The following is a 27,000-nucleotide window of genomic DNA, read 5'->3' as shown; positions in this document are numbered from 1 at the left end:
AGTTCATGAAAAAATATGTGATTTCTATCGAGAAAGAAAATAGTGAACGACTAGTAGATTTTTTTAAGCAAAGAATATTTAGAAATTCAAGTTCATTTAATAAAATTGGGGTAGTTGGTAAAAAATTAACAGTTGATGAGTATTTTCATTTGGGGGTATTAGGAAAAAGTAGACCTTTAACGCCAGGTGAATTAGGTTGTACACTGTCTCATTTAAAAGCTTATCAAGACTTTTTAGATACAGATGCTAATTTGGCATTTGTATTTGAAGATGATGCAATTTCACTATTAAGTGAGATTGATTTTGATGAGTTCTATTCACATATAGAAAAATTGAGCTTAAATTCTACATTTTTTCTTAGCTTAGGTGGTATTCAACTCAGTTGTGCTAAAAATGTGTATGGTAGATTTATTGAGCAAAAAATATTTGAGCGAAATATATTAAAGATCCATCCTTTATTTATTGAAAATATGACCTCTACATATGCTTATGTTTTAGATCGTAAGATGGCTGAAATTTTACTCCAATATCACAAATCACCCAAATTATGTGATCAATGGGGAGGGGTGATTGTAAAATATCCATATGTAAATTTTTATGCCTCTTACCTTTTTGATCATCCGCCTCTAATAGATGCAGTTACAGATAGTTATTTACAAAAGGAAAGAGAACAGATTCAGTTAATAAAAAATAAGAAAAAAAGTTATGTTAAAAAATATAAAAAGAAAGTTCTGAAAATATTCTTAAGTAAGTATAAATGATTGAATACGAATAATTTATTCTGTTTTTATAAAATTATATCCTACTTTATTTCTAAATAAAATTTCATGTAAATATAAAGTAGGTCAAATTTTTAGTTAACAGTTTATAAAATTTCTATACTATTTAATTTTTTAAAAGAGACTTTAGAGTGTTTTAAGAGTCCTTTTCCGCATTACCCTTTAACACCATGTAAATCAAACCTACAAAAATTAATAATGCACCTGCAAGGCTGCTGACACAAAATAGAACAATGCGGTTATAGGTAGTTAAGTTAAATAATTCGTTGGCTAAAATGTAGCGCATGAACAACCATTGTACGACAGAAAAAACAATCAACACGATTGCACGACGACGGACTTCAGGACGCATAGCCATAGGAGAATCACTTAAAGTGGAAATTGAGGCTATTATGCCACTGTCGATAATTGATCTCAATTAAATAAGATTAATTCAAGCCTGCGGAACACAACTCTAAAGGTTGAGATGTTCTTAGATCACCTTTATTTGCGGTACATATTGATATTGCCAAAGCAGACCCGAAAACGTTTATAAGACCAGATATACTGTTCTGGTGCTTGGTTAATGATGTCTTGCATGGCAATGTTGAGCGTGTCGACAGAACATTGTAAGTCTTTAGATAAAATCTCGTCTGATAAGGTTTGGCAATGCACATCAAAGTACTGTAGGTTAGGTTGTCGGATACAACTTAATCCAATGACATTGCATTGGGTTTTTGCAGCAAGTTTGGAAACCAGCGTGATCGATAAAGTATTTTGCCCAAAAAAATTGGAATAAATACCGCTAGAAGACTTCGGTAAATGGTCTGGTAAAATGACCGTTAGGCCACCTTGTTTCAAATGTTTAAAAATGGCACGGACCCCCGTTTCATCTGTCGGGACTAAGGTTGCATTGAACTTCTCTCGTGCTTCTAACAGATAACGATTGATCCCTTTATTTTTATTCGGTTTATACATAATCATCGGTTCTGTATACAAGTTCAGCCATGCATTGAGTAGTTCCCAACAGCCAAAATGCGGAACCACAACAATGACACCTTTTTTATTTGCCAGTGCTTCCGTGAGGATATTTTCACCATAAATGTTTTTCAATAAGTTCAGGCTATAACTCGGCGGCATCCCCCAACATTTAATAAATTCAATATAGGTCAGGCATTGGCTACGGATACTTTGACTGACGAGCTGTCTCTGCGCTGTCTCGGACAAGTCTGGGTAGGCCAGTTGAATATTGATGCTAGTGATACGTTTGATTGATGAGTTAAACAGGTCAAGAATAAACGCGATCATCAAAGCCAAGTTTTGTAACAGCCAAAGTGGCAATAGCGCGATGATTTTGAATATAAAGTACATGGATCACAAGGTCTCAAAATTGACAGCATGGAATAAAATAAATTTTGCCAAGAGACCGGACTTATTCAGTGAAAAGTACAAAAAGATCTGAATCTAAAAACAAAATAATCGGAAGTGGAAAATTGAGCTGTCCATTGCTCAAAGGATGTAGTGCAACATCATAACGTACTTGAAGCGTTTTGATATTAGCAAAGTAAATCAAATCTTTAATTTATATTTTGTAGGTTTTCTACCACTTTTTATAGGTTGAAATAAAAAAACCCTGCATAGCGCAGGGTTTTTTGAAACTTAAAATCTAAATCTTAAAATGTAAGATTATTTAGATTCTTCAGCTTTTGGTTTTTCACGTAAGCGAATACCTAAGTCACGTAATTGGTTCGCTTCAACTGGCGCAGGCGCTTGGGTTAAAGGACATTCCGCAGTCTTAGTTTTCGGGAATGCAATCACGTCACGGATAGAAGATGCACCAGTCATCAACATCACTAAACGGTCAAGACCGAATGCTAAACCACCGTGAGGAGGCGCACCGAATTTCAACGCATTTAACAAGAAGCTGAATTTCTCTTCTGCTTCTTCTTCAGAAATACCAAGCGCTTCGAAGATCGCTTTTTGCATTTCTAGGTTATAAATACGAAGTGAACCACCACCGATTTCAGTACCGTTCAATACCATATCGTAAGCAACAGAAAGTGCAGCACCTGGATTGTTCTTCACTTCTTCAACGCTTGATTTTGGCAGCGTGAATGGGTGGTGAACAGATGTCCATTTGCCATCGTCAGTTTCTTCGAACATTGGGAAGTCAACAACCCAAAGTGGCGCCCACTCGCAAGTTGCAAGTTTCATGTCGTGACCGACTTTAATACGTAAAGCACCCATCGCATCATTTACGATTTTCGCTTTGTCCGCACCAAAGAATACGATGTCGCCATTTTCAGCACCAACGCGTTTCAATAGATCAAGTACGATAGGCTCGATGAATTTAACGATTGGAGATTGAAGACCTTCAATACCTTTTTCAAGTTCGTTGACTTTGATGTAAGCCAAGCCTTTCGCGCCATAAATGCCAACGAATTTAGTATATTCGTCAATTTGGCTACGTGGAAGCGCGCCAGCACCTGGTACGCGAAGCGCAACAATACGGCCTTTAGGATCTTTTGCAGGACCTGCGAATACTTTGAACTCAACGTCTTGCATCATGTCTGCAACATCAACAAGTTTCAAAGGAATACGTAAGTCAGGTTTATCAGATGCATAGTCACGCATTGCATCTGCATACGTCATACGTGGGAACTTGTCGAACTGAACGTTTAGAAGTTCTTTGAACATCTTAACCGTTAAACGTTCCATCAAATCCATAATGTCATCGTCACTCATGAACGATGTTTCAACGTCGATTTGTGTGAATTCAGGCTGACGGTCAGCACGTAAGTCTTCATCACGGAAACATTTCGCGATTTGGTAGTAACGATCAATACCACCCACCATCAACAACTGTTTGAACAATTGTGGAGATTGTGGAAGTGCGTAGAAGCTACCATTAGAAACACGACTTGGTACTAAATAGTCACGCGCACCTTCAGGAGTCGCACGAGTCAAAATCGGTGTTTCAACGTCTAGGAAACCATTTTCTTCGAAGTAGTTACGAATAAGGTTTGTTAATTTAGAACGGAAACGTAAACGATCTAACATTTCTGGACGACGAATATCGAGGAAACGATATTTCAAACGTACTTCTTCAGAAATATTGGTATTTTCGTCATTCAATGGGAATGGAGGAGTTTCAGACGCAGCAAGAACTTCAATTTCTTTGCCTAAAACTTCGATTTGACCACTCACGATATTCGCGTTTTCAGTACCTTCGTAACGACGACGTACACGGCCTGTAATTTTTAATACGAATTCTGAACGTGATTTATCAGCAGTCGCGAAAGCTTCAGGAGTATCAGGGTCAATCACTACTTGAACAAGGCCATCACGGTCGCGCATGTCAAGGAAGATTACACCACCGTGGTCACGGCGACGGTGAACCCAACCGCATAATGTAACGGTTTGGTCGATTTGGGCTTCAGTAAGTGAGCCGCAGTAATGAGTTCGCATCATAGCGTTAGAAATCCAACTATATGGGTTAAGGTCAGCGAATGCGTAAACAGCGCACCGCTTTTATTCGAATAGGGGATTATGCCTCTTTTTGGCTGTTTTGTCACAAGGACTTATTGCTAAAACTGCCAAATTTACAGCAAATTTTCGGTCAATGATGGGCTTAAGCCGATGACGTTGAAAAAATATTGGTGCTCTTGCTTAAGATCAGAAATATCAGACTACCGAGGCTAAACGTGGCCAAAAATGCACGGAAAAAATAATTAATAGCCTTGCCGACATAGGCATACAGGTCATGCACAAATGCATCTGAATAAATACTGTCAGCAAAATAAAAATAACTAGCGATTCCCGCAGCTAAAGACAGGGCCGCCAAACCATATACATAGACTTTGATGGTTGTGGGGACGTTTACAGTACTTCGATAGTGAAGATGATGACGATAAATCATCCATGCCAAAACGGGGAGTGCCAAGCCAGATAATCCAATTTGCAACACGCGATGTAGGGGATATGAATGACCAAAAAATTGAATCGGTAGACTCAATAGATCCTTAAATGCAAAGGTACGAAAGTCAACATGGGTCAATCCATCCCAAACAATATGCGTCGAAGTTCCAATGATGAGTGCGAGGATGAGACTGAGCATAAACCCACAGCATTGATTAAGACTCTGTAGATGCAGCGGCTTATTTAAACCAAAAAAAGCAAATAACATCGGGCGATAAAGCACATACCACAGCACACAAAACAGCAAACCTAGGATTAAGTTTGGAACAATTAACCCAGACCATTGATGTGAACCTGCATAGTCAGCATTGGTAAATAAACGGAATAAATCCGGCACCATGCTACCAATTGCGAGTGCTGCAATAGGCAGGCGATTTCCGCTTAATTTGGAAATAGGCGGTGCGAGTACAGCATGGGATATGGTAAAAGGCATTGAACTAAAATAAATAAATGAATAAATACAATGTGGTATCAGTGAGTGTATATGATTTGGGCAGATTAGAATGTTTTTTATTGCAAAACGAATGAAATGTTATATTATAACATTATTCAAAAATAGCCTGATTTGAGTCTCTCCAACATGTCTTTTCATAAGAATTTAATAACTGTTTCGATTTTTGCAGTGATTGCACCCAACCTTTATGCCGATGATCCAGAACAACAGGTACAAAAGCTCGAAGCTATTAATGTTCAGGTCCATCCCTTAAACCAAAGTGCTGCAGATTTTGCGGTTGCAGATAACATTATTAAGCATAAAGATTTGGCACAAGGTGGAGTCACTATTGGTGATGCCATTGCCGGACAACCTGGAGTGTATTCAAATCAGTTTGGTGCAGGCTCAAGTCGACCTGTAATACGTGGGCAAGATGGGCCACGTGTCAAAGTGTTGGAGCATGCATCTGAAACAGCAGATGTTTCAACTTTATCCCCTGACCATGCAGTGACGGTTGATCCAATTTTAGCGAAACAAGTAGAAGTGATTCGTGGGCCATCCACTTTATTGTATGCAGCTGGGACGGTTGGTGGGTTGGTGAATGTTACCGATCAAAAAATTCCAACGCAGATGCCTGAAAATGGTTTAGAGGGGCAGGTTGGGCTACGTTATAACTCAGGCAGTGATGAAAAATTGGCGAGTGCCGGTGTGACGGCTGCTTTAGGTGAGCAATTTGCCATCCGTGTAGAAGGCTCGAAACGTAAAGCCAATGACTATATTGCACCCAATTATTTTCATGATCATGATGGCGAATTAGAAAAAGAACGCCGAGTCGGTAATACTTTTGCAGAAGGGCAAAATGTCAGTGTGGGCGCGTCATGGATTCATGATCGTGGTTTTGCTGGACTGTCTTATAGCAACCGACAAGACCAATATGGCCTGCCGGGTCATAGTCATGAATATGAAAGCTGTCATCCACATGATGACCATCTACACTGTGATGGTCATGATAACCATGGGCATACCGATGAACATGATCATTCAGCGCATGACGAACATGATCACGATCATGATGCCGCAGGCCCATGGGTCGACTTAAAGTCAGAACGTTATGATTTCCGTACCGAACTTGCGAATCCGTTTGCGGGCTTCCAAAAACTCCGTGCACATGCAAGTTATACCGATTATCAACATGACGAAATTGAAGGTGATACAGCGGCAACGACCTTTAAAAGTCAGGGCTATGATGGTCGTTTAGAGTTGGTGCATAACCCGATTGCGGATTGGGAAGGGGTGATTGGCGCACAATACAATCAACAAAAGCTTAATATCAGTGGTGAAGAGTCACTGATGAATCCAAATAAAACCCAAAAATGGAGTGTGTTTGGTTTAGAGCATAAACAATTTGGTGATTTTCATGTCGAGCTGGGCGCCCGTGTCGATCAGCAGAAAATTCAGATCGATTCTGCACAAAAAGATTATGATGATTATGGCATTTCTTATTCAGGTGCTGTGAATTGGGCGTTTGCACCAAATTATAAATTGTCCTTGGTGGGTTCTCATCAAGAGCGTTTGCCATTGGCGCAAGAGCTGTATGCAGATGGTAAGCATTTTGCGACCAATACCTATGAACGTGGGAATGAAAATCTAGATGTTGAAAAATCTAATAATCTCGAATTAGGTTTCCATTATGAAAAAGATCAGTTGGATTATCACATTCATGTGTACCACAACTGGTATGACAATTATATTTATGCCGCAACCAAAGATAATTTTGAAAACTTCCGCTTAGTTGATTACACCCAAGGCAAAGCTAAGTTTTATGGCGCAGAAGCTCAAGTGGGTTATGCCATTAATGATATGTATAAACTCAGTGTCTTTGGTGATTATGTACGCGGCAAAATTGATGGTGAAAATGCGCCACGTGTGCCTGCAGGGCGCTTAGGAACCAAGGTAGATGTTGACTTTTCCGATGGTTGGTCAGGTCTTGCAGAATATTCACATGTATTCAAACAAGACAAAATCACTGCATTTGAGCGTGAATCAGATGGCTACAACATGGTGAACTTGGGTGTGGCCTATAGTGGTCAGTTGAAAGATCAAAATGATTATCGGGTCTATTTCAAAGCCAATAATTTATTGGATGAAGATGTTTATTCTCACACGTCATTCCTTGCCAATATTCCTCAATTCGGTCGTAATTTTACGGTCGGTCTTGAATTTGGTTTCTAATTGAATTTGCACAGACTTCTCTAAGTAAGTCTAGGTAAAGTCACAGAAATCCTCTTGAAAAATCAATGAATAAAACCTAGTCTGAGCGCATTAGACTAGGTTTTTTCTTATGCGCATCATTCAACGAATACATCACAAGCTCAATTGGTCACGTCGTCGCTATGTGGGTGTGGTCATTGGTTTATTGGTTTTAGGTTATTTGGCATCGGCAACCTATCACACGCTAAAACCACTGCCGGAAGGGCTGAACTACACGGGAAAACTTCGCCATGCCGAAGTGAACTTTTTAGTGGATGAAACCTATATCGATGCGCAAGGAAAGCAGCAACAGGAACATCGCATTTTTAAAGAAATGCTGAAAATGATTGAGGAAGCACAGTCGACCATTGTGTTGGATATGTTTCTCTTTAATCCTCAAGTTGGCGACTCTCAATTAAAACATGAACCATTAACACAGGAACTGACCGATGCACTGATTTTGAAGCGTCGTCTATCTCCTCAAGTGGAAATTTTTGTGATTACTGACCCGGTCAATTCGGTATATGGCGGCATTCAACCTGAACATTATCGTCAATTGCGTCAAGGTGGAATTGAGTTAATCGAAACCAATTTGGTACCGCTTCGTGCATCCAATCCTGCATGGTCAGGCTTTTGGTATATCTGCTGTCAAGATATTGGCAATAATCCTAAACAAGGCTGGTTACCGAATCCATTAGGTACGGAAAAAGTGACGATTCGCAGCTATATGGATCTGTTTAACTTTAAAGCGAATCACCGAAAAACTTTGGTGGTAGATACCATCGATGGCTGGAAAGGTTTAGTCACCTCTATGAATCCACATGATGGTAGCTCACGACATTCCAATGTGGCCTTAACCGTCAAAGGCATGACCGCGATTGATCTGTTAAAGACCGAGCAAGCCGTAGGCATGATGTCCAAAGCCAATATTCCATTTGTGGTGATTAAGGATGTTGAAGCCGCGAAAACTCAGCCACAGGTTCAAGTGCTGACTGAAAAAGCTATTTATGATGCCACACTCGACTTAATTGATAGTGCGAAGAAAGCTGGAACTGAAATTGATATTGCTATGTTCTACTTGTCAGAACGTAAAATTACCAAGGCACTCATTGCTGCGCATGAACGTGGCGTGAAAGTTCGTGTATTACTCGATCCGAATAAGGATGCTTTTGGGCGGACTAAAAATGGCATTCCAAATCGACCTGTAGCATCCGAATTACATGATGCGGGTATTGATGTACGTTGGTGTAATACCCATGGTGAGCAGTGCCATAGCAAGATGATTTTAAAACGAACTGCTTATCAAGCCGATATGATTTTAGGTTCGGCAAATTTCACGGCGCGTAACTTGAAAAACTATAATTTAGAAACGGATTTACGAGTGATCGGTGTGAAAGATGCTCAAGTTTTTAAAGATGCATCACAGTACTTTAATACCGCTTGGTCAAATCTGGATGGTAAACAAATGAGTGTCGATTATAGTAAATATGCGGATGAATCGACCTTGAAATATGTGTTGTATCGCTTTATGGAATGGAGCGGATTATCTACTTTTTAATTTTTCCCTCATCCTAACCTTCCCCCAAAGGGGGAAGGAATTCCCTCTCATTTCAGGAGAGGGTTAGGGAGAGGTATATTCAGCAATTATTAATTCTTCGGTACAGGATTCGGCGGAACGATTTGATCTAAATCTTTATCTGTCATTTGATCCAATTCTTTAATATCGGTTTTGATTTTCCATTTATCGGCATCATCTACTGGTTGTGGCAAACGAGCTTCTAACCAGTCACAGATGACATCTGGTGGAAAATCGGCGTGGTTACATTGAATCACCCAAGACAAGAATTGTTTTGCTTCGCCATTCATATATGGTGGCGGAGAAACCGGTAAAAATTGAGTCGGTAAGCGTTCATTTTTAGAAATATAGTTCAATACATGGCCCAATTCTTGAACAGTTTGCCATGCTAAAGGGTGATCTACATCAATTTGAAATTTAAACCACCAAGCAGTTTTACCATCGGTTCCGTACGAGTCAATCAGTTGTTCTTGAATACTTGGAACTTTAGAAAAAAATTGATGAAGTCGGTCAAAACTTAATTCAGACACAGCATTTGATCCACTACGAAATAAAATCAATCTTAGCATAATCCAATGAAAAACAGGCTAGCCTGAAGGTGCGATCAGCTTGGTCGGAAAATTAACAAATTCTTGCACTTGATGGATTTTTATTCATTTTTTCTCCTACAATGGAATTTATACTGAGCGTATAAACCGTCGAGGAGAGCTTAAGTGAAAACCACATTATTCTATGCGATTGCAGGTGTGATGCTGATCAGTGCTTCGGCCAGTACTTTTGCGGAAAACAAATGGGCAAACTACCAAGGTGTGGATACATCAAAACCACAACACCGCCCACCGTCGATGAATCGGCCTGGCTATCCGCAGCATGCGCCGAATTATCCTCAACATTATCCTCAGTATCCAAGTCGTCCGCAGGTTTATCCGCAATATCCAAATCGACCTTATCCGCAGTATCCTCAGAGTGGTATTAGCATTCAATACAATGCACCGACCACGATTACTCAAAATTCACAAAGCTATAGTTGGGTCAATGGCGATCCTGCGAGTGCCAGTATTTCCAGTTCGACCTATACCTTTATCAGCGATTGGAAACGGATTGGTTTACCAGCACCCCCAAGTGGCATGTATTGGATCTTTGAAAATGGTCGCTATGTATTAGTGCCGAATCGGTAATTTAATCTACCCAAACCCCTCCTTAAAAAAGAGGGGCTTTAATAAGACTAAGCTAACTCATCATCTTGCGGACGTGGGGTTTTTCCTTCAGGCAGTGGCTTCTCGGAATGCTTATCTCGAATAACCGAAGGATATGTCCAAGAGGCATAGCGCACAATCAAAATGGCCACAGCAAGGATGAGGATCGAACCTGTAGTAATGACCAAGCCCATATCCGCTTTATGGTCATGTTGAATGTCCGAAATCAGTAAACGGGTCAGGGCAGTAATAGCAATATAAATCAGGAAGCGTACCGGCATGTGGTTAGTTTTAAAATAAATACCGACCATGGCACCGAGTTCGAGGTAAATAAACAATAATAAAATATCGTCAATCGTGGCGAATTGCTTAACTGTAATAATTTCAAAAATGGTATGACCCGCAGACCATAAAATCATACAGCCGATGACAAACAGCGCAAGATAATGAAAACCTTCTACAGCAAGATTGCCAAGTCGGTCGAGGAGGGCTTCGATTTTTTCTACTTTAGGATCACGGTGTGTCATATATTCCTCCTGTGTAAATTGCATGAATATTCAATGAAGAACAAGTCATTAAATACCTAGCAAATTTCATGCACATTAAGCGCATATGACAAAAATATTTTTTAGGTTTAATAAAGGTTTTAATGTTAAGTTTGAGCCTAAATTTTGTCCTATAAAAATGAAGCGACGATGTATCAACCAACGCATTTTAAACATGATGAACTGCCTGATCTGATTGATCTTATGCGTAAGTATGCTTTGGCGACAGTAATACTGACTGCACCCAATGGTGAGTTGGAAGTGAATCATTTACCACTAGAATATGGCGCTGAGTCAGGCGAATTGGGCATATTGCGCGGTCATATTGCCAAGGCTAATCCAATGTTTGAATTGCTAAATCAGTCAGCACAAGCCTATGTGATTTTTCATGCCGATGATGCATATATTTCGCCAAGCTGGTATGAAGGAAAACAGGAGCATCATCGCGTTGTACCGACATGGAATTACCGCGTGGTACATGTCAAAGGCAAGATACGTAAAGTTGCAGATGAAAAATATTTACGAGGGCTTCTGGCTCGGTTGACTCGGCAACATGAAGCTAGCCAACCCATGCCATGGAAAATGGGTGATGCACCGAATGATTTTATTGCGGAACAACTGGAAAAAATTGTAGCAATTGAAATCGATATTCAGTCGATGATCGGGAAATTTAAAGTGAGTCAAAATCGCAGCGCTATAGATGTGATGAATGTGGCAAAAGCTTTGGAAAGGTCGAATGCTGAAATGGCGGAGTCGATCAAAAAATTTTATCCCATGAAATAACAGGCTAAATAATCATGCCCAATAGGATTGAAACTGAACGTTTATGCCTGAGAAAGTATCAGTTAGGAGATGAAATTTCATTATTTGATACATATTTTTCGAATATAGAAGCAACTCGTTATCTGCAGCGGTTGCCACATTTAACGATTCAACAGACTAAGAGTGTTTTAGAAAAGTGGGCAGATCATTATTGGTCGATACACCATCCTGATTTTGCATGGGTGATTAGTGATAAGAATACGCAGTTAGCGATGGGCTTACTGTATTTCTTCAATCAAGAAAACCATGGGGAAATACATTTTGGGTTAGGGGTGAATTTTCATGGTTGTGGTTATATGACTGAGGCCTTAATTGGGGTAATTAAGTATTTAAAGCAGAATCAGGTCACGAAGGTTGTTTCATCGTTTTGTGCTGAGGAACATCTAGCATCACAAAATGTCTTAAATAAGGCCGGATTTAAATTAGATAAAGATAAAACGCATTGGGGGAAATTTCCAATGCTAGACGATCAGTTCCATCCTTGTTTTACATATCGAATGGAATTGGAAGATTATGAATAAGTTGGTACGTTTATTATTTTTGCTTAAAGAATCCTATTCATTGGTTATGTATGAAGAGTAATAAGTAAAAAAATGCCCGATAAATCGGGCATTTTTGATTTTGTGTATTTAATTAAGCTTGGTTGGTAAAGTAATCTTCAGAGAAGTTCATGATCACTTCAGAACCTGCTTTTACTTTAGCAATGCGTAATGCCAATTCAGGTAAAATACGCTGCGTGAAGTAAAGAGTCAGTGCAAGTTTGTTTTGGTAGAACTCGCCATCTTTGTCTTTTGCTGCATCTGCAATGCGGGCAAACATATAGGCAAAGCTGAGTAGGCCTACAGCATGTAGGTAATCAACTGCTGCTGAGTTCGGGAACTCAATGTTTTCACGAGCAGCTTCAAGTACATATTGAGTCACCGCTTCAACTTCAGCTGCAGCATCTAATGTTGCATCTTTGATGTAGTTCAAGCTGGCATCTAAGTTGTTGGCAAAATCACGAATTTCTTGGATATATTCAGCAATGAATTCACCATTGCACTTAATGGTTTTACGACCAATTAAGTCTTGAGATTGAACGCCGTTGGTCCCTTCGTAAATCTGTGCGATACGCAGGTCACGAATACATTGTTCCATACCCCATTCACGAATAAAGCCGTGACCACCGAAGACCATTTGGGCATCTAGCGTTGCTTGGAAAGCTGTATCTGTCAAATACGCTTTCGCAATAGGTGTTAACAGCGCAACACGGTTATTGGCTGCTTTGACTGCTTCTGGGTCAGTAGAGAACTTGGTAATGTCCAGTTGTTGACCCACATAAACCGCAAATGCACGAGACGCTTCATTGTTGGCACGTGCGTTCAGCAACATACGACGTACATCACCATGAACTAAGATGCTGTCTGCAGGTTTTGCCGGCGATTGCACGCCAGAAGCGCTACGGCCTTGTAAACGATCAGTCGCATATTGCGCTGCATTTTGATAAGCAAATTCAGAAGCACCTAGGCCTTGAATACCCATAGACAGACGTTCGTAGTTCATCATGACGAACATCGCTGCAAGGCCTTCATTTTCTTTACCAACCAGGTAGCCTTTCGCGCCATCAAAGTTCATCACACATGTTGCAGACGCTTTGATCCCCATTTTATGTTCAATAGAACCAGGGCCTACAGCATTACGCTCACCCAATGAACCATCTGCATTCACCAAGAATTTAGGTACGATGAATAGTGAAATTCCGCGTGAGCCCGCAGGCGCATCAGGCGTTTTCGCTAAAACTAAGTGGATGATATTTTCAGAAAGGTCGTGGTCACCGCCAGTGATGAAGATTTTCGTACCTGTAATGTTATAAGTACCGTCTTCATTACGTTCGGCTTTAGTTTTGATAATACCTAAATCTGTACCTGCATGCGGTTCAGTTAAGCACATGGTGCCTGACCATTCGCCTGTATACATTTTTGGCAAATAAGTTTCTTTTTGCTCTTGTGATGCATAGCTGTTTAACGCCATGCCTGCACCAACAGAAAGAAGCGGGTAGAGCATGAATGATGGGTTGGTTGCAAACAGCATTTCATCAGCCAGAACAGTCAGCATTTTTGGCATGCCTTGACCGCCCCATTCTTCATCTGCGCCTAGACCAATCCAGCCGCCTTCTGCATATTGTTTAAATGCTTCTTTGAAACCAGCAGGAGTCGTGACATTGCCATTGCTATAGGTTGCGCCTTCTTCATCACCTGTGCGGTTTAATGGATGAGTGACGTTTTGCGCAAATTTTGCCATTTCTTCAAGAATGGCTTCTGCAGTAGCAGCATCAACGTGAGCAAGATTTTCGTTGTTTTGCCAGAATTGTTCTGCTTTAAAAACATCATTTAAGATGAATTTCATATCTGCAAGCGGCGCATTATAAATTGGCATGTTCGTTCACCTGTTTATTGTTTGAATCTATGGACTTGGGGCAATTTGTATCGACACAAAGCGTGGAGAAAATTGACCAAAGTAAAATTATGGGACTATTTATAAAGAAAAAGGACTGCCAATGCTATGACCGTCCTTTCTCTATTTCTGCACTCACGAGTACAATTTTTTGAATATGTTTTAGATATTCACATTAGAATGCAAAGTGTTCTGCATCCAATGCCATAAGAGGATCTAGGCCACCTGCAATCACTTCTACATGAGAGCGAACGCGTGGTAAGATTTTCTTGAAGTAGAAGCGAGCAGTCGTTACTTTTGCATTGTAGAAATCAACATCTGTTGTTCCTGCAGCTAAAGTTTCTTGTGCAACTAGTGCCATGCGAGCCCATAAATAAGCAAGCGTTACATAACCAGAGAAGTAGAGGTAATCGACTGCAGCAGCACCTACTTCTTCAGGGTTTTGCATTGCTTTCATACCAATCTGCATGGTTAAGTCGCCCCATTCTTTGTTTAGCGCAGCAAGCGGCTCAACAAATTCTTTCATGGCAGCGTTGTCTTTGTTAGCTTCAACAAATTTATGGATGATCTTGGTGAAGTCTTTCAACATTGCACCTTGAGTACCCAATACTTTACGGCCTAACAAGTCAATTGCTTGAATTTCAGTCGTACCTTCGTACAAGCATGAAATACGTGTATCACGTACAATTTGTTCCATACCATGTTCAGAAATGAAGCCGTGGCCACCAAATACTTGAACACCGTGTTTTGCAGATTCAGAACCTGTTTCAGTCAAGAATGCTTTAGCAATTGGAGTTAATAATGACAAGATATTGTCAGAGAACTTACGTTCTTCTTCAGTTGCACCTTGTTCCACGATATCGGCATGGAAAGACAATAAGTAAACCAGAGCACGACCAGCTTCAGCAAATGATTTTTGCGTAAGCAGCATGTTGCGTACTGCAGGGTGAACGATAATTGGATCTGCTTCTTTTTCAGGTGCTTTAGGGCCTGAAAGTGAACGCATTGCCAAACGGTCTTTTGCGTAAGCAAGTGCACCTTGGAAAGCGCCTTCAGAAGCTGAAAGACCTTGTACAGCAGTACCGATACGTGCAGTGTTCATGAATGTGAACATGCAGTTTAGACCGCGGTTTTCAGGGCCAATCAAGAAGCCTTTTGCGTTATCAAAGTTGATGACACAAGTCGCGTTACCATGGATACCCATTTTGTGTTCAATCGAACCACAACGTACCGCATTGCGCTCACCAATTGAGCCATCAGCATTTACATTGAATTTAGGTACGATGAATAATGAAATACCTTTCGTGCCTTTTGGTGCACCTGGAAGACGAGCAAGGACGATATGGATGATATTTTCAGCCATGTCGTGTTCACCAGCAGAGATAAAGATTTTCTCGCCAGAAATTGCATAGCTACCGTCTGCTTGTGGTTCAGCTTTAGAGCGGATAATACCTAAGTCAGAACCTGCATGAGATTCTGTTAAGCACATCGTACCAGTCCATTCACCTGAAACAAGTTTAGGCAGGTAAGTGTCTTTTTGCTCTTGAGAACCGTGATGTTCTAATGTACGGACAGCACCATGAGATAGACCAGGGTACATACCCCATGCCCAGTTCGAAGTACCCACCATTTCTGAAATGATGTTACCTAGTGAAACTGGTAGACCTTGACCGCCATACTGTTCTTCAGCAGACAAAGACGGGAAACCGAGTTCGATATATTTTTGATACGCTTCTTTAAAACCAGTTGGTGTTGTTACAACGCCATCATTCCAAGTACAACCTTCACGGTCGCCGACTTGGTTAAGAGGAGAAAGTTCATTTTCACAGAAGTCAGCAGCAGCTTCTAGATATTGGTCAACCAACTCACGGCTTACGGTGTCTGAAAATGCAGGCAGTTGTGCATAGTGATCTTCTGCTTTTAAAAGTTCATGCAGAACAAATTGCATATCACGTAAGGGCGCTTTGTATTGTGGCATATCGTTTTCCTCAATACTGGTTTCTACCAGCGTTAGTAATCCTAAATAACATTTGAACGTGTCTTCAATGACACGTATTGGAATGGTTCTAATCGTGCAACATCTTCTTATTGGGTACAAGCATTTCAGGGTGATTTGTTGGTGACTGTAAAGTCAAAGAAATATCCCTTGAAAAAGCTAAGTGCATTGAGTGTAAACGCTTTTAGATGAAAATGAATGACACAAATAGTCAAAAAGCGTAAAAAGATATGTCCAATAAAAAAGGCACTCATGGGAGTGCCTTTTTTAAGCAATGATATTGCGATCTAAGTTTGGATTATTTCACTGGCGCTGGCGTTGGGGCAACAGGGGCTTTAGGTTGGAAGCGAACTTCACATTTACCATTGATTTGCTGTTCGCCAACTTTAATGGCAACCGCACTGCCATCAGTCTTGCCTTGGCATGCTTTCATAATGGCTTGTTGTTTCGCTTGGCGTTCAGCTAAACGTTGATCAAACTGTTTAGTCAGTTCTGCACGTTTTGCATCAGTCAGTCGCTCACCGCGTTGCATCTGACCACGCATGTCGCCACGCATTGGATGATGTTCACCGCGCATTGGTTTGTGTTCACCACGTGCTTTTTTCATGTCTTGACGGTCTGCTTTGAACACCATGGTACATGTACCATCAATATTTTTATCGCCAGCTTTTACTTGAACTGTTGAACCTGTAGCCTTACCATCGCAGGCTTTTTGCATATCAGCAAACACTTGACGTTGCTCGGCACGCATTTGTTTAAAATGTTCACGTTGCTCAGGTGACATACGACGGTCGTGATCATCATGATGTTGTTTCATCATACGGCCATGATCGTTATCTTTTGGTGCGGTTGTCGATTGACAGGCAGTTAATGCACCCATGCTCAGTACGCTTGCACCGATTAAAGCAATTTTGGTCATTTGTTTCATAGTCTTTACCCCACCAGATTAGATCTTTTTCCGATGGTTAAAGATTAAATAATAAAGATGTAGAAACAATGGAGAGTTTTTTAGTTGCGTGTTCGCTACAATAATGAATATAGAAGAAAAATGAGAGTTCTCGTTTGAAAATACGTCGTATCCCGATTGCCCTACGCTTGTTTCTGACTGTGCTGTTGACGACGCTCGTCATCACAACGGTAAGTCTTGGCGTTTTGCATTGGAATATGCAGCGTAATTTCACCAAATATGTGGCCGATGTCGAGATGCAAAAGCTTGACCATGTCATTGAAAATTTAGCCGATGTGTATACGGTCTATCATGATTGGGGCAATGCGATTCAGGCACAGATTCTGCAAATTGAAGGGCAGGCAGCGCCAGATGACTATGATCGTCTCTCTCGGTGGTGGCTACGTCGTCAATATGACATTGCATTGCAGCAGCGCTATTTCCAAGATCATAGTTTAAATGCAGCATCGATGCTGGCAACACCACAGCATACGGCAGAGCAAAAAATTGAAGAGCTGAAATGGTTGGAACAAAACTTACCATCTGAGTTCCGACCCTTTGAAGGTTTAAAATTTCCTTTAAGTACGAACCAAAATGTATTCCGTCCAAAAGAGTCGAACACGGATGAAAAAGATGCAGATCAATCCTCACAAAGTAACAGTAATAATGGTGGTAAGAAACAATTTATCCAAATGCCTGACCGCTTGGGCTTGAGTTCGCGTTTATCTTTATATGATGCACATCGCCAATTTGTTGTGGGTGAGCCGACAGATGAACAAATCTCTTATCGTCCGATTATGGTGAATAATCAAATCGTGGGATATTTGGGGCTCAAACCTGTACTCGATCAAGATGATGCGATCAGTATTAACTTCTTTAGTAAGCAAAAACGTTATTTATTATTGGTTTATGTGATTACGTTTATTGCAAGTTTGATTGCAGCATTGTTATTGGCAACATACTTTAAAAAACCGATTCAGCGTTTGTTAATGGGAACACGTGAATTAACCAAGGGCAATTATCAACATCAAGTTGCAGTGAACCGTAATGATGAGCTTGGTGATTTATCGAATGAATTGAATCAGTTGGCTGTAATTCTCGATCAGCATGAAACGTCACGTCGTCAATGGGTGGCTGATACTTCACATGAATTGAAAACGCCATTGGCCGTGTTACAGGCTCAAATTGAGGCGATGCAGGACGGTATTCGTAAGCCAACGCCAGAGCATTTTACTTCGATGTTGAATCAAGTCAGTAGTCTGAAAAAATTGACCAAAGATTTGGCAGATTTGGCGCAAGCTGATGCACAGCAATTAAATTGTTATCTCACTACGATTAATCCGTGGGATGTCGTTGTGCAGGAAGTTGAAAGCTTTAAGCCGAAGTTTGAGCAAGCGGATTTGAAAATTACCGCAACGGGCGAAGGGACTTCATTACAATTAGATATAGACCGTTTTAAACAGATTATGGTCAACTTATTGGGTAACAGTATTCGTTATACGCAAGCTGGTGGTGAAGTGCATGTTCATACTGAGCAAGATGAAACCCAGTGGACCGTGTATGTTGATGACAGCCCATTTGGTTTAACTGATGAACAGTTGGCACGTATAGGTGAGCGTTTCTATCGTGTGGATGATTCACGTACGCGTGCAACTGGTGGTACAGGATTAGGATTGGCGTTATCCGTAAAAATAGCTAGAGCATTGGGCGGAGAATTGAGTTTTGATCATTCTCCATTGGGCGGTTTGCGTTGCAAATTGACATTTCCCAAACAGATGAAATATTAAAAGGAAGCATGCATGAAACATATCATGTTGGTTGAAGATGAAGTGGAACTTGCACAGCTGGTGCGTGATTATCTAGAGGCTGCAGGCTTTGAAGTCAGCATGTTTCATGATGGGCAAGAAGCCTATGACAGCTTCACGCAGCGTAAGCCGAGTCTAATGATTTTGGACCTGATGGTGCCCCGTATGGATGGCTTAACCATTTGCCGTAAAGTCCGTGAGCAGTCTGATCTGCCAATTATTATGGTGACTGCACGCACTGAAGAAATTGACCGTGTATTGGGGCTTAATATGGGTGCTGACGATTATGTCTGCAAACCGTTTAGTCCGAAAGAATTGGTGGCACGTGTGCAAGCAGTATTACGTCGTTTAGAACGTAAAGCAGAGCCAGAGGTGAATGATTTATTCCGTATGGACAAAGCACAGCAACGCATTTGGTATCAACAAAAAGCGTTGAGCTTAACGCCAACAGAGTTTCGTTTACTAGAGTTGTTTTTAGAGCATGTAGGGCAGGTGTATTCACGTGCGCAATTGCTTGATCATATTAACCCAGACAGTTTTGAAGTGGCTGACCGTGTGATTGATAGTCATATTAAAAATTTACGTCGTAAGATTTCAGATGCAGCGGAAACCGGCAACCGTCATGAATGGATTCAAGCCGTGTATGGCGTTGGTTATCGTTTTGAATATCCAGAGGATTAATGTTACTTTTTGTTCTTGAATCTTTTTTTAAAAGCCTTTAATTTTTAAAGGCTTTTTTATTTGTATTTTTAAGAGGGAAAAACATAATGATTTTAAAAAAAACCTTATTAGCAATAAGCTGTTCTGTAATTTTAACTGCATGTGGCGGTGGTGGCGGCGGGTCTTCTAGTAGCGGTGGGACTTCAGATAATGGCGGTTCAAATGGGGAAACAGCTAACCCATCAAATCCAGCAACAGATTTAGAGAAAGCTAAAGTATTAATCAAAACTACGAACAATATTATTGCCTATTTTGACAGTTTTAAAGGTTTGCAGTCTCAGTATGAGCCTGCATTTGATGCTGTAAGTAATGCAGGAAATGATATTAGTAATGCTTCTGATCTCATCATTACTTTAGCTTCATTGGCGCAGAAAGATGCTCAAGGTTCCACAAAAGACTATACCGCTGCAGAATTAGAGGCACTTTTAGAGGATGATGCGACCTATGGGGGGATATATTATCCAGATTATATTTTGAGCAAAAATGGTCTTAAAATCAGCGTAACACCGACTTCAGTTTCTGTTAATGGAAGTGTATCGGCTAAATATTGGATGGACTATATATGGGATAGCAGTACTTTTACTGGAAAAGATGTTTTTAGCGATGCGGTTTTGATTACTGTAAGCAATTTAAAGTTGGATGCGCCATTCACAGCATCTGCAAAACAGCATGATTTTAAAATAGTTTCAGGCGGTAAAATCACAGCTAAAAATGCGGATGGATTAGAATCAAGCTTAGGGTTTAATAGCAACAGTACCGCTCAAGTTGTTTATGATACAGATATCAAGCTGGAAGACTCAGAAAGTGAAAATGCTCCGGTTACGGCACAATTTAAATTTTTAAATGTTTTGTTAACAACTCAGAACGCGAAGCTGAATTTAACTGAACTTTCAAGCAAAGCTGCTCGAGTTAAATTCAAAAATGGTACTGAAACATTTAATCAAATTATTCCATATGAAATTATTTTGAAAGGTGAAGCTTTAAGCGGAGCAGAAAACTTAGGCTTAGATGCAAATATTAAGCTAAAAAATGATCTGACTAAAACCTTTGATATTACCCAAGGCGAATCTGCGGCTGCATTTATTAATGCAGATTTGACAGTTAATCTCTCTGGTAACGTAAAAGGTGGGGGGGCTGCTGTGAAGCCATTCAGTTTACTGCTTAACGCTAAAAGGAATGATTACCAAAAAGGGATAGCAAATCTTAAAGTTACAGTTGATCAAAATACATTAAATATAGATGTAAAAACTGACAATCTGATCGCGCAATCTCCAATTATCTGGTCAAGAGTATCTCATGCGAATGGTGCATTTGTAGAAATTCCAGATTTAGATCAATTCAGTTCTGCTGATATTAAAGTCGGTACTGTTAGCTACGGTACGATCAATAGAGTATCGAATAGCATTTATTCTGCGAAATTTACCGATAACACTGTGCTAATGATTGCACCATAATAATGAATTAAGGAGAGGGGGTAACGATGTTCCCCCTTTTTTCTATGTTGAAAAAAAAATTAGTATTATTGGGATTATCGCTCCCGTTTTATAGCTATGCACAAGAGGCTATCTATTATCAAGTGCAAGCAGATGTTTATAGTGAACCGTTAGCGATTCATGCATTTACAGATGATTGGGATGATTCTAAGTTTAAATCAGGAAAAAATGCATTTGCTCATGGTTTAATGCAATTGGGCGTAAAGCAGGGTAATTGGGATTTTAGCTGGATCTGGCGATATGACTATGCGCTCAATTTCAGTGAGGATACAGCAAAGCTTTATTATCAAATACAGAATGAACTGCCTATCGATGCAAACTCAACGTATGACTTGAGGCTTGAAGCACAGCATATTGATACTGTTGGGTCTCGGGCTGCCTATACATGGCCCATTAGTTCGAATTGGAATTTAGAAACGGGTATAACCGCGTTAATTGGGCGTCATTATATTGATGGTCATATTAATGCGCTAGGGGTAACGACAGATCAGCAAGAGCTTATGGACCGCGTCAAATGGCTGAATGGGAGCATAGATTACAGTTATGATCATCCTGCTTTGAAAGAAGATAAAATGGGCTGGAATGAGCAGGCGCATAGCGGGTATGGCTATGCCCTAGATGCGACTTTAAGAGGTGCTATTGCAAAAAATTGGAATTTAAAAATTAATATTCAGGATGCATTGGCATATTTATATTGGCAAGATGCTCCATACACACGATATAACATCAGCTATGATCAAGATAAGCGTCCACGGTTTGATATTCAGGGAGAGTTTGATAAAGATAAGACCTATGCGCAAAAGCTGCCATTTAAAATTTATTCGGATTTAAATTATGACTCAGAGCAGGCTTGGAGTTTAGGACTCAGTTCAATCTCAAATGAGTATATAAGTCTTTGGCAGCTCAATGCATATTGGAATACAGGGCTAATGTGGGGAATCCATTTTGAACCCCAAACCAATTCGTTTGGCCTTTCCGTCAAACATGAAAACTTTGGTTTTAAATACATAGCAGATTCATTCAATACCAACCAAGCAAAACGTATGGGCGCGCAAATATATGCGCAATATCTATGGTAAGTGCTGTTGGACCAGCGACTGTAAACAGATTAGCTTCTTTAGAATGTGTAAAGTTTTAAGCAGTTGTTTTATTTAACCGTATTGATATGTATTAAAAAAAGCTTTGCATTGTCATAATGGAATTTAAATTGTTCGGTTATGGATAAGTTTGAATTTATCTATAACTTTTTTTATTTATATCGTAAATTTTTTATTTTTTAAAGTTTTTATCAGTATTAGATATTTATTAGTATTCCATTTTTGAAGGAATGGGCATCCCTTAACAGCAAAACAATGGCAATTGGATGAATGATAAAAATCACATAAAAATGCGAAATTTGCGCATTTAATGAAAATTGGTTATTATTTTGCTGGAATATTCACCAGTATGTTTGGGCTGGTAGAGTTCAATGTTGAGATAACAATTTTTAAAAATGGAAAAGCCAGAGGGCAGAACAGATGAAAAATAGCGCTTTTGTAAAAATAATAATGGTCACGGGTGTCTTGGGTTTAACGGCATGTGGTGGTAGTGATCGTGACGAGACAGGGAGTGTACCGCCAGAGCCAGTTGCCGATGCTATGGTACAAAAGAGTGTAGAAGAGCTGACTTTATTAGATGTGAATAATCTTGCTTTAAATGCTGCGTCGATTCAGATTTTAAGTGATGAAGAATGGCAAAAAGTACAATCAGGCAGTCTGAAAATAGCAACGAATACAATTACAGCGGATGATTCTGAGCAGTTCTTTCCACCGATCAATAGTTTACCGACAGCGACTCATTTTAAAGGTCAAAGTTACCTTGCGAATGCTCAAGGCATCGTTAAACTGCCTAAATTGGCTGCAGGCACATATTATGTTTTGGTTACTAAAAATGGACAGTCTGCAGTTTCGGCATTCTTGATCCATCCTAAAAATACCAATAAGAGCATTGTGTTGAATGTGGTTCTCAACTGCTTAGACCAAGACTGTCAGACACTAAGTGATGCACCAGTCAATGATGCAGTGGTCGGAACATTCTCTGGTCAAGTGATTTTTAAAGGGAAACCTTTGGCGAATGCGCAAGTGTCATTGTCTGGCGGTACAGCGACCAATGGCGCATTTGTTAGTGCTTTGACTGATGCCAATGGATATTTCACGCTTTCATTTAATGTATCCAGTGCGCTGCTTGAAGCATTGAAAAATGCCACGCTCACCATTAACGGTGCAGGAATTAACACTATTACGAAAAAAGTTACGGTCATTGCTTCTTCTGCATCGGGCTATCAATTTGAAGTGCTGCCTGAAACAGCATCTGCAGATGTGGTATGGCGTGAAACTTTTGAAGTGGACTCAGCAACCCGCAATGCATGGACAAAGTCGCAGCCAAGTGTGGCTAATGTCGATTGGCAGTTGCTAAACAAAGGTCACAACATTCGTAATAATCAAGTAAATCAGCGTGTGCGCTTAGCGCCGAATGACCAAAGTCAAGGCAAGGTGCCTGAGCCACTGCAAGGCAATACGGCATATTGGTATGGCGACAAAGTAAATGGCAACTTTATTGGCGCTTTAAGTGATTCATCTTTGGCTCCAGAGTTTGATGGCGGAACATCTAATACCCATAATATGGGTGAGTTAATCTCACCTGCCATTAATCTAAGCCAGTATCAAGCGCCTTTGAGTTTAAGCTTTAAAACATGGTGGGAAATTGAGTCGGTCAATCCAAATAATCAAGGGTTCGATTTGATGAATATTTTAGTTTCTACCGACGGTGGCAACAGCTTTAAGACCTTGGCTCGATTAAACCCGCTGGCAGATCCATCCTCGGCATATGAGCGCGCGCCGATTCCATACAGTAATTTAGGCTTTAACCTCGCACCGGCTGCTGTTCAGCAAGAAGCAATTTCATTAGATGAATATGCAGGCAAGGCCAATGTTCAGCTGAAATTCCAATTCAGAACAGTCGATCAACTTTATAACGGTTTCCGCGGTTGGATGATTGATGATCTGGTGATTCAGAAAAAAGCCGGAACTTTCCCATTATTTGATGGTGCGAGTTTTGATGAAAATTCGGATAGTTTCTCTCAGGACTATAGTGGCGCAGCTGCAAAACAAGCGGGCACTGTGCTGAAAAGCACGAAGAGTTATGCACGGTGGGCTGAAGTGCCACAGCGAAAATAAAGATTTACATGACACCGCAGCATGAATAAATAGGTTTAGACGTTCTGCATTCACTATCAATCATCCATCAAGTGAAGTGAATGCTAAAAAGCAGCTCTCTATTGAGGGCTGTTTATATTTAAAGGGACAATATATTCAGCCACTTTAGTATACTGGCGGCTAAAGCTTCCGGCTGTTCGAGTGGAATCTTATGGCCCGTATTGTCCATCCTATCAATTTGACCAAGTGCTATGGAGAAATGCAGCTCACGCGCTGTATTCCATAATGATTCATACAGAAATGATCTGTGAATATTTGGCTGCAAAGAGCTGCACAGGCTACAATCCACTTTTTTATAAGATGAGAACGTGTTGTGAGCAGCGAAATGCCTCAACTGCAGCGCCGATTAAAGAGCCGTCATATTCAGCTGATTGCAATGGGTGGCGCAATCGGGACAGGGCTATTTTTAGGCTCTGCGCATATTATTGAGTCGGCTGGACCATCGATAATTCTGGGCTATTTGATTGGTGGTTTGATTGCTTTTCTGATTATGCGCCAGCTGGGCGAGATGATCGTGCAAAAGCCAGTCACAGGTTCATTCAGTCATTTTGCTTTTAAGTATTGGGGCAAGTTTGCGGGCTTTTTAACGGGCTGGAACTACTGGATTCTGTATATTTTAGTAGTGATGACCGAGCTGACCGCGATAGGCAAATATGTCAATTACTGGTGGCCGCATGTGCCTGCTTGGATTTCAGTTTTGGTGTTTTTTGCTGTGATTACGCTAGCCAATTTAGCTAATGTCAAACTGTATGCAGAATCTGAATTTTGGCTGTCGATGATTAAGGTTGTGGCGATTGTTGCCATGATTATTTTTGGTATATACCTGCTACTTACAGCGGGCGCAGACTCTACCGCTTCGATTAGTAATTTATGGGTACATGGCGGCTTCTTCCCGCACGGTTTTGAAGGCTTATTCTATATGCTAGCCTTTATGATGTTTGCTTTTGGCGGCATTGAATTAATCAGCATGGCGGCGGCTGAAACTGAAAATCCTGATCAAAATATCCCGAAAGCGGTGAATCAGACCGTAATCCGCGTGTTCTTATTTTATATCTGTTCCTTGGCGGTACTGCTGTCGCTGGTGCCGTGGAATCAGTTGAAACTTGGCGGTTTGGATCATAGTCCTTTTGTGATGATTTTTAATCAGATGGGGATTGATTGGGCGGCGCATTTGCTGAATTTTATTATTTTGACGGCCTCCGTTTCGGTCTGTAATAGCGGCATGTATGCCAATAGCCGCATGCTGCTTGGTTTGGCAGAACAGGGCAATGCGCCAAAAGCCTTTAAACAGGTGAATAAGCACGGGACACCGATTGCTGCAGTTTTATTTTCTGCTTTGCTGATTTTTGGCTGTGTGCTGCTGAATTATTTCTTACCTGAAAAAGCATTGAGTTATTTGATTTATATCGTGGTGAGCGCTGCGGTGCTGAATTGGATGCTGATCAGCTTGATTCATTTGAAGTTTAGAAAAGCGATGCAGCAACAGGGCATACTGACCAAGTTTCCTGCTTTATTTGCACCGTTCACCAACTATTTTGTTTTGGTGTTCATGCTGATGATTTTATACATCATGTGGAATCAGGGCTTTATGCTGTCGGTGCTGATGCAGCCCGTATGGATTTTATTGCTGTTTGTACTGTTTAAAGTGATGCAATTGAAGAAGATTTAATACCATGAAGGCTTAGGGAAGAGCCTTTGTTCACTGTCACTAAAAAATGATTTTGAAAAATTCTGACAAAATACGCAAATTGAGTGAATATTCATATAAAAACTGCTCTAGTGCACTCAATTCTAGGGCGAATTTATATAAGATTATGATTTATATTGGATAAAACAAATTTGTTATTCACCAATTAAAATGTCTATGCGATAAACCATTTAAAATGTCCTGTTTTTAACTACAAGAGTCAAGCACAGGATTTAAATTTCTTTGTTCAATAACAACTTTCTGAGCTTTACGACTCGGCATACTTTTCTTGAGACGGGAACGTTTATTCTGTTTCTCCAATTCCTCATGTTGCTGCTGGATATGGGCCAGGACCGAACCTAATCTTTTATTCTCAACCACATCATTCTGCTGTAGTCCAGCCAGTTTATTGAAGACGCTATAGTTGATCTTCCGTCCTTCATGCATGATTGCCACAGTACCATCCGGGTACTCCAGAAATGAAATGTATTGCCCAACAAGCTTATGATTCAGCTCTGTCGGTTCAAGCATATAAATACACTTGTCATAGGTCAGGGTCAGATTCTTGGTGACCTTACGCGGTTCCTGCCAGGTAAAAATATCATCCAGTTCAAGATCAGATTCGCTTAATGGCCGATGCAGGTTCTTTGAGTTTCGCGCACATTTGGCGAACTTCTGATTGAACTGCTCAATAAAGCAGGGTAACCATATATTGGCCTCTGCAATCGAACCGATGCCTTCCAGGCGCATCTCCTTGATCAGACGGTCCTGAAGGGTTCTGTTGGCACGTTCCACACGACCTTTGGCTTGGGGTGAGTTGGCAAAGATAATATCGATGTTCAAATTATTCAGAATCCGCCCAAATTGCGTAATCTGGCTGTCTTGCCTGGATTTCTGATTAACTCTGAATACCGAATGCTTGTCGCTATAAAAGGCTAGAGGTTTGCCGTATTGTTCAATGTAGGCTCGGGTTGAAAGCATGTAGTCAAAGGTCGTTTCAGCCTCACAAAAGCGCAGATGCAACAGCTTTCCAGTAGCATCATCGATATAAACCAACAAGCAGCATTTTGCAGCTCGACCTTCAAACCAGTCATGATATGAGCCATCA

At 40.6% G+C, this 27,000-nt stretch carries 22 protein-coding genes; 12 read left to right on the top strand and 10 right to left on the bottom strand.

Going from position 1 to position 27,000, the window contains the following annotated elements:
- Positions 1-5 precede the first annotated feature (5 nt).
- Positions 6-761: a glycosyltransferase family 25 protein gene (locus tag FTU62_RS12435; RefSeq protein WP_180022427.1), complete on the top strand. Its 756-nt coding sequence runs from the start codon at positions 6-8 to the stop codon at positions 759-761.
- A 154-nt stretch (positions 762-915) separates the two neighbouring features.
- On the opposite strand, the gene FTU62_RS12430 is transcribed toward FTU62_RS12435, so the two are convergent.
- The 4 genes from FTU62_RS12430 to FTU62_RS12415 form a co-directional block, all read right to left on the bottom strand.
- Positions 916-1,137 (bottom strand): hypothetical protein, encoded by a 222-nt coding sequence (locus tag FTU62_RS12430; RefSeq protein ID WP_180022426.1) that lies wholly within the window; start codon positions 1,135-1,137, stop codon positions 916-918.
- A gap of 125 nt (positions 1,138-1,262) precedes the next feature.
- Positions 1,263-2,129, bottom strand: coding sequence for a lysophospholipid acyltransferase family protein (locus FTU62_RS12425; RefSeq protein ID WP_180102834.1), 867 nt, complete (start codon positions 2,127-2,129; stop codon positions 1,263-1,265).
- Between the two features lie 315 nt (positions 2,130-2,444).
- Positions 2,445-4,229: an aspartate--tRNA ligase gene (gene aspS / locus FTU62_RS12420; protein WP_180102833.1), complete on the bottom strand. Its 1,785-nt coding sequence runs from the start codon at positions 4,227-4,229 to the stop codon at positions 2,445-2,447.
- 160 nt (positions 4,230-4,389) lie between these two features.
- Complete coding sequence (locus FTU62_RS12415) at positions 4,390-5,169, bottom strand: DUF4184 family protein (protein ID WP_180102832.1); 780 nt, start codon at positions 5,167-5,169, stop codon at positions 4,390-4,392.
- A gap of 147 nt (positions 5,170-5,316) precedes the next feature.
- Between FTU62_RS12415 and znuD the strand changes: the two genes are divergently transcribed.
- Both znuD and FTU62_RS12405 read left to right on the top strand, forming a co-directional pair.
- Complete coding sequence (gene znuD, locus FTU62_RS12410) at positions 5,317-7,401, top strand: zinc piracy TonB-dependent receptor ZnuD (protein ID WP_180102831.1); 2,085 nt, start codon at positions 5,317-5,319, stop codon at positions 7,399-7,401.
- A gap of 109 nt (positions 7,402-7,510) precedes the next feature.
- Positions 7,511-8,977: a phospholipase D family protein gene (locus tag FTU62_RS12405; protein WP_180102830.1), complete on the top strand. Its 1,467-nt coding sequence runs from the start codon at positions 7,511-7,513 to the stop codon at positions 8,975-8,977.
- Positions 8,978-9,066: 89 nt separating this feature from the next.
- Here the strand turns inward: FTU62_RS12405 and FTU62_RS12400 are convergent, their stop codons facing one another.
- Positions 9,067-9,525: a hypothetical protein gene (locus FTU62_RS12400; protein WP_180102829.1), complete on the bottom strand. Its 459-nt coding sequence runs from the start codon at positions 9,523-9,525 to the stop codon at positions 9,067-9,069.
- 183 nt (positions 9,526-9,708) lie between these two features.
- Here FTU62_RS12400 and FTU62_RS12395 point away from each other — a divergent pair, with 183 nt between their 5' ends.
- The gene (locus FTU62_RS12395) at positions 9,709-10,173 is read left to right on the top strand and encodes an RcnB family protein (RefSeq protein WP_373886365.1); all 465 of its coding nucleotides are present in this window, start codon (positions 9,709-9,711) and stop codon (positions 10,171-10,173) included.
- 47 nt (positions 10,174-10,220) lie between these two features.
- On the opposite strand, the gene FTU62_RS12390 is transcribed toward FTU62_RS12395, so the two are convergent.
- Complete coding sequence (locus tag FTU62_RS12390) at positions 10,221-10,718, bottom strand: phosphate-starvation-inducible protein PsiE (RefSeq protein WP_180059425.1); 498 nt, start codon at positions 10,716-10,718, stop codon at positions 10,221-10,223.
- Between the two features lie 168 nt (positions 10,719-10,886).
- Between FTU62_RS12390 and FTU62_RS12385 the strand changes: the two genes are divergently transcribed.
- Together FTU62_RS12385 and FTU62_RS12380 are read left to right on the top strand one after the other, a co-directional pair.
- Positions 10,887-11,519, top strand: coding sequence for an FMN-binding negative transcriptional regulator (locus tag FTU62_RS12385; protein WP_180102868.1), 633 nt, complete (start codon positions 10,887-10,889; stop codon positions 11,517-11,519).
- Between the two features lie 14 nt (positions 11,520-11,533).
- On the top strand, positions 11,534-12,079 hold the full coding sequence (locus FTU62_RS12380) for a GNAT family N-acetyltransferase (protein WP_180102828.1): 546 nt from the start codon (positions 11,534-11,536) through the stop codon (positions 12,077-12,079).
- A 112-nt stretch (positions 12,080-12,191) separates the two neighbouring features.
- Here FTU62_RS12380 and FTU62_RS12375 read toward each other — a convergent pair whose 3' ends face one another.
- From FTU62_RS12375 to FTU62_RS12365, 3 genes are all read right to left on the bottom strand, one after another.
- Positions 12,192-13,973 carry an acyl-CoA dehydrogenase C-terminal domain-containing protein gene (locus FTU62_RS12375; RefSeq protein WP_180078760.1) on the bottom strand — a complete coding sequence of 594 codons (1,782 nt, stop codon included), beginning with the start codon at positions 13,971-13,973 and terminating at the stop codon, positions 12,192-12,194.
- Positions 13,974-14,166: 193 nt separating this feature from the next.
- Positions 14,167-15,969, bottom strand: a complete 1,803-nt coding sequence (locus FTU62_RS12370; RefSeq protein WP_078194152.1) for an acyl-CoA dehydrogenase C-terminal domain-containing protein — start codon at positions 15,967-15,969, stop codon at positions 14,167-14,169.
- Between the two features lie 316 nt (positions 15,970-16,285).
- Entirely contained in the window at positions 16,286-16,915 is a 630-nt protein-coding gene (locus tag FTU62_RS12365) for a hypothetical protein (protein ID WP_180102827.1), read from the bottom strand.
- 134 nt (positions 16,916-17,049) lie between these two features.
- Here FTU62_RS12365 and baeS point away from each other — a divergent pair, with 134 nt between their 5' ends.
- From baeS to FTU62_RS12335, 6 genes are all read left to right on the top strand, one after another.
- A complete protein-coding gene (baeS, locus tag FTU62_RS12360; protein WP_180102826.1) occupies positions 17,050-18,720 on the top strand; it encodes a sensor histidine kinase efflux regulator BaeS in 1,671 nt (556 codons plus the stop codon).
- A gap of 12 nt (positions 18,721-18,732) precedes the next feature.
- Positions 18,733-19,419, top strand: a complete 687-nt coding sequence (locus FTU62_RS12355; protein WP_078191240.1) for a response regulator — start codon at positions 18,733-18,735, stop codon at positions 19,417-19,419.
- 86 nt (positions 19,420-19,505) lie between these two features.
- Positions 19,506-20,912 carry a hypothetical protein gene (locus FTU62_RS12350; RefSeq protein ID WP_218948622.1) on the top strand — a complete coding sequence of 469 codons (1,407 nt, stop codon included), beginning with the start codon at positions 19,506-19,508 and terminating at the stop codon, positions 20,910-20,912.
- A 26-nt stretch (positions 20,913-20,938) separates the two neighbouring features.
- On the top strand, positions 20,939-22,030 hold the full coding sequence (locus FTU62_RS12345) for a hypothetical protein (protein ID WP_233945001.1): 1,092 nt from the start codon (positions 20,939-20,941) through the stop codon (positions 22,028-22,030).
- Positions 22,031-22,468: 438 nt separating this feature from the next.
- The gene (locus tag FTU62_RS12340; RefSeq protein WP_180102825.1) at positions 22,469-24,166 is read left to right on the top strand and encodes a carboxypeptidase regulatory-like domain-containing protein; all 1,698 of its coding nucleotides are present in this window, start codon (positions 22,469-22,471) and stop codon (positions 24,164-24,166) included.
- 352 nt (positions 24,167-24,518) lie between these two features.
- Entirely contained in the window at positions 24,519-25,874 is a 1,356-nt protein-coding gene (locus FTU62_RS12335; RefSeq protein ID WP_180102824.1) for an amino acid permease, read from the top strand.
- Between the two features lie 225 nt (positions 25,875-26,099).
- Here the strand turns inward: FTU62_RS12335 and FTU62_RS12330 are convergent.
- Positions 26,100-27,000 (bottom strand): ISNCY family transposase (locus tag FTU62_RS12330; RefSeq protein WP_180102823.1); only part of this gene is annotated, 901 nt, incomplete at its 5' end.

The organism is Acinetobacter sp. YH12126, assembly GCF_013418745.1.
In the GTDB taxonomy this organism is placed as follows: Bacteria; Pseudomonadota; Gammaproteobacteria; order Pseudomonadales; family Moraxellaceae; genus Acinetobacter; species Acinetobacter amyesii.
The sequence above is the reverse complement of the archived record's forward strand: the minus strand, read 5'-3'. Positions and strand labels throughout refer to the sequence as shown.

Bases quoted from the DNA above. Each gene is read 5' to 3' on its own strand.
- FTU62_RS12430 (WP_180022426.1), bottom strand. From the start codon at position 1,137: ATGGCTATGCGTCCTGAAGTCCGTCGTCGTGCAATCGTGTTGATTGTT.
- FTU62_RS12375 (WP_180078760.1), bottom strand. From the start codon at position 13,973: ATGCCAATTTATAATGCGCCGCTTGCAGATATGAAATTCATCTTAAAT.
- FTU62_RS12435 (WP_180022427.1), top strand. From the start codon at position 6: ATGAAAAAATATGTGATTTCTATCGAGAAAGAAAATAGTGAACGACTA.
- FTU62_RS12345 (WP_233945001.1), top strand. From the start codon at position 20,939: ATGTTCCCCCTTTTTTCTATGTTGAAAAAAAAATTAGTATTATTGGGA.
- FTU62_RS12370 (WP_078194152.1), bottom strand. From the start codon at position 15,969: ATGCCACAATACAAAGCGCCCTTACGTGATATGCAATTTGTTCTGCAT.
- FTU62_RS12355 (WP_078191240.1), top strand. From the start codon at position 18,733: ATGAAACATATCATGTTGGTTGAAGATGAAGTGGAACTTGCACAGCTG.
- FTU62_RS12340 (WP_180102825.1), top strand. From the start codon at position 22,469: ATGAAAAATAGCGCTTTTGTAAAAATAATAATGGTCACGGGTGTCTTG.
- FTU62_RS12350 (WP_218948622.1), top strand. From the start codon at position 19,506: ATGATTTTAAAAAAAACCTTATTAGCAATAAGCTGTTCTGTAATTTTA.
- FTU62_RS12415 (WP_180102832.1), bottom strand. From the start codon at position 5,169: ATGCCTTTTACCATATCCCATGCTGTACTCGCACCGCCTATTTCCAAA.
- FTU62_RS12390 (WP_180059425.1), bottom strand. From the start codon at position 10,718: ATGACACACCGTGATCCTAAAGTAGAAAAAATCGAAGCCCTCCTCGAC.
- FTU62_RS12425 (WP_180102834.1), bottom strand. From the start codon at position 2,129: ATGTACTTTATATTCAAAATCATCGCGCTATTGCCACTTTGGCTGTTA.
- FTU62_RS12380 (WP_180102828.1), top strand. From the start codon at position 11,534: ATGCCCAATAGGATTGAAACTGAACGTTTATGCCTGAGAAAGTATCAG.
- FTU62_RS12385 (WP_180102868.1), top strand. From the start codon at position 10,887: ATGTATCAACCAACGCATTTTAAACATGATGAACTGCCTGATCTGATT.
- znuD (WP_180102831.1), top strand. From the start codon at position 5,317: ATGTCTTTTCATAAGAATTTAATAACTGTTTCGATTTTTGCAGTGATT.
- FTU62_RS12405 (WP_180102830.1), top strand. From the start codon at position 7,511: ATGCGCATCATTCAACGAATACATCACAAGCTCAATTGGTCACGTCGT.
- aspS (WP_180102833.1), bottom strand. From the start codon at position 4,229: ATGATGCGAACTCATTACTGCGGCTCACTTACTGAAGCCCAAATCGAC.
- FTU62_RS12365 (WP_180102827.1), bottom strand. From the start codon at position 16,915: ATGAAACAAATGACCAAAATTGCTTTAATCGGTGCAAGCGTACTGAGC.